Annotated in this window: 4 protein-coding genes; 3 read left to right on the forward strand and 1 reads right to left on the reverse strand. The window is 75.2% G+C overall.

Annotation, left to right across the window (positions count from 1 at the left end):
- The first annotated feature begins 168 nt into the window (after nt 1–168).
- From VN520_RS20400 to VN520_RS20410, 3 genes are all read left to right on the forward strand, one after another.
- Complete coding sequence (locus tag VN520_RS20400; RefSeq protein ID WP_251332796.1) at nt 169–606, forward strand: hypothetical protein; 438 nt, start codon at nt 169–171, stop codon at nt 604–606.
- Nucleotides 607–732: 126 nt separating this feature from the next.
- Complete coding sequence (locus VN520_RS20405) at nt 733–924, forward strand: hypothetical protein (protein WP_251332795.1); 192 nt, start codon at nt 733–735, stop codon at nt 922–924.
- A gap of 122 nt (nt 925–1,046) precedes the next feature.
- On the forward strand, nt 1,047–1,319 hold the full coding sequence (locus VN520_RS20410; protein WP_251332794.1) for a hypothetical protein: 273 nt from the start codon (nt 1,047–1,049) through the stop codon (nt 1,317–1,319).
- Between the two features lie 90 nt (nt 1,320–1,409).
- Here VN520_RS20410 and VN520_RS20415 read toward each other — a convergent pair.
- Nucleotides 1,410–2,694, reverse strand: a 1,285-nt coding sequence (locus VN520_RS20415; RefSeq protein ID WP_325748371.1) for a heavy metal translocating P-type ATPase, incomplete at its 5' end; no start/stop codon positions are given.

Consider the following 2,694-nt stretch of genomic DNA (forward strand, 5'->3'; position numbering starts at 1 on the left):
GGTGCCGCGGCCGTCGTCATCGGGGTGACCCACCTGCTGGCCGCGCTGACCCTCCGGCACGAGGACCGGCAGGGACGGGCCCCCGCGGGGACGGCGTAGACTGGGCTACCGCACGCCGGGGGCCACCCCGCCGGCGAGCGCCCGCAGGAACACCACACAGGAGGACGAGTGGCACAGCGCAAGGGCTCCCGGGCCGACGTCAAGGGACCGCTCATGCTCTCCGCCGTGCTGGCCGCGGTCGCGTTCGTCGCCGTGGCGATCTTCGCGAGCGGCGGCACCGACAACGCCCTGCGCCTGGACCTCGCCTTCGTCGCCGCCGGCATCGTGTTCATCGTCGCCGTGGTGGTCAGCGCGACCCTCATGATCGTCGAGAAGCCCAACGAGGCGCACCTCGGGCAGGGCACCGGCGTGAACCGCTCCTCCGCGAAGCTCTACGCCGAGGCGCGCGCCAAGCGGGAGCGCGAGGCCGCCGCCCAGCGCACCGACGAGGCGCAGTTCGGCCAGCGGCTCCGCCCGGACACCGAGGGGGAGGACCTCCTGGGCCGCCGCTCCGCGGAGGGCTCCGAGCGCCCCGGCGACGACGGGCCCACCGCGCCGCGCGCCTGACCCGGCCCGCCCGCCGGCCGACGCACAGCATGCTTGGCAGCGGGGCCCCGGCTCACTAGATTGGAACCCGTCCGAAGCAGCAGGAGCGGACCGCGCCCCGCGCGGGACCGGAGAACGGGAGCCAGCATGAGCAACCAGTCCACCCCGCCCGTCGACTCCGCCGGCCAGCCCGAGGGCACGGGGACCGAGGGCCTCCAGCACGTCGTCGACCAGCGCCTCGGGCAGCAGCGCGACGGGCAGGACGAGGGCGGGACCACGCAGCCCCGCCCGGAGGACCAGGACGACGCCCCGGTCACCCCCGGCGGCGCCAACGCCTGAGCGGCGGAGCGCCCCGGCCGCCGGCGTCCTTGGCCGCTCCCCGGGGCCTCGGTAGATTGAACTGCACCTGAAGCAGCAGGAGCGGACCGCGCCCTGCTCGAGACCCGATGGCGGGAGCCAGCATGAGCAACCAGTCCACCCCACCGACCGACGACGGCGCCGACCCCTCCGGGGCGGACCAGGAGCGGGGCACCGGCAACGAGTGGCAGGGCGCGGAGGCCATGGACTCCGACGCGTTCCAGGAGGAGGTCGACCGGCGCCTCGTGGAGAACCAGGCCGAGGCGGGACCGGAGGACTCCAGCACCCAGTCGCCGCAGGAGATGAGTAAGTCCGAGCTGCCCGTGCTGGAGCAGCGCGACGACATCCTGGCCAATCCCGGCAGCACCGACGCCTGAGCGCACCGCCGCGCTCCGCCGCGGCAGCGGCCCGGTAGGGACCTCGGGTTCCTCCCGGGCCGCTGCCGTGCGCCGGCTCCCCGGACGGGCTCAGCGGCCGAAACCGCGCAGCCGCAGCGAGTTCAGCACCACGAACACGGAGCTGAACGCCATCGCCGCGCCCGCGATCACGGGGTTGAGCAGGCCCGCGGCGGCCACGGGGATGGCCACCACGTTGTAGGCGAACGCCCAGAACAGGTTCGACTTGATGACGGCCAGGGTCCGGCGGGACAGCGCGATCGCCGTCGGGACGGACCGGAGGTCGTCGCGCACGACCGTGATGTCCGCGGCCTCGATGGCCGCGTCCGTGCCGGAGCCCATGGCGATCCCCAGGTCGGCCCGGGCGAGGGCCGCGGCGTCGTTGACGCCGTCGCCGACCATGGCCACCACGTGCCCGTCGTCCTGCAGGTCGCGCACGACCGCGACCTTGCCCTCCGGGCTGACTTCGGCGACGACGTCCCCGGCAGGGATGCCGGCCTCCTCGGCCACGGCCCGGGCCATGGCCTCGTTGTCCCCGGTCAGCAGCATCGGGCGCAGGCCCAGCCGCCTGAGCTCCTCGACCGCGGCGCGGGAGCCTCCCTTGACCGTGTCCCGCAGGCCCACAAACCCGGCGAGCGCCCCGTCCACGGCCACGAGGACCGTGGTGACCCCGCCCTCCTGGGCGCGGCGCAGGGCCTCGCGCTGGAGCTCGTCCAGGCGCACGCCGTTCTGCTCCAGCCACGTGGTGCGGCCGACGACGATCGAGCGGGAGCGCATCCCGTCCGCCACGTTGGCGCGCACGCCGCCGCCGGGCGCCGAGGCGAAGCCGGTGGCCGCGAAGCGGTGCGGGGTCGCGGCGGCGATCGCCCGGGCGATCGGGTGCTCGGAGTGCTGCTCCACGGAGGCCGCGAGGTCCAGGATCTGGTCCTTCGAGTACGTGGCCACGGGCGTCACCGAGGTCACGGCGAGCTGCCCGCTGGTGACGGTGCCGGTCTTGTCGAGCACCACGGTGTCCACGGTGCGGGTGTCCTCGAGCACCTCGGCGCCCTTGATGAGGATGCCCAGCTGGGCGCCGCGGCCGGTGCCGGTGAGCAGGGCCGTGGGCGTGGCCAGGCCGAGGGCGCAGGGGCAGGCGATGACCAGCACGGAGACGGCGGCCACGAAGGACGCGTCGACGTCCCCCGTCGTCACGAGCCAGCCGGCCAGGGTGAGCAGCGCGACGGCCAGGACCACGGGGACGAAGACCCCGGAGATCCGGTCGGCGAGGCGGGCCACGGGGGCCTTGCTCGTCTGGGCCTGCGCGACCATCCGGCCCATCTGGGCCAGGGTGGTGTCCGCGCCCACGCGGGTGGCCTCG

It is taken from the genome of Streptomyces sp. (genome assembly GCF_035563135.1).
Classification (GTDB): Bacteria; Actinomycetota; Actinomycetes; order Streptomycetales; family Streptomycetaceae; genus Streptomyces.

What these genes read in the sequence shown, in the direction of transcription:
- VN520_RS20405 (WP_251332795.1), top strand. Translation starts at nt 733, where the DNA reads ATGAGCAACCAGTCCACCCCGCCCGTCGACTCCGCCGGCCAGCCCGAG.
- VN520_RS20410 (WP_251332794.1), top strand. Translation starts at nt 1,047, where the DNA reads ATGAGCAACCAGTCCACCCCACCGACCGACGACGGCGCCGACCCCTCC.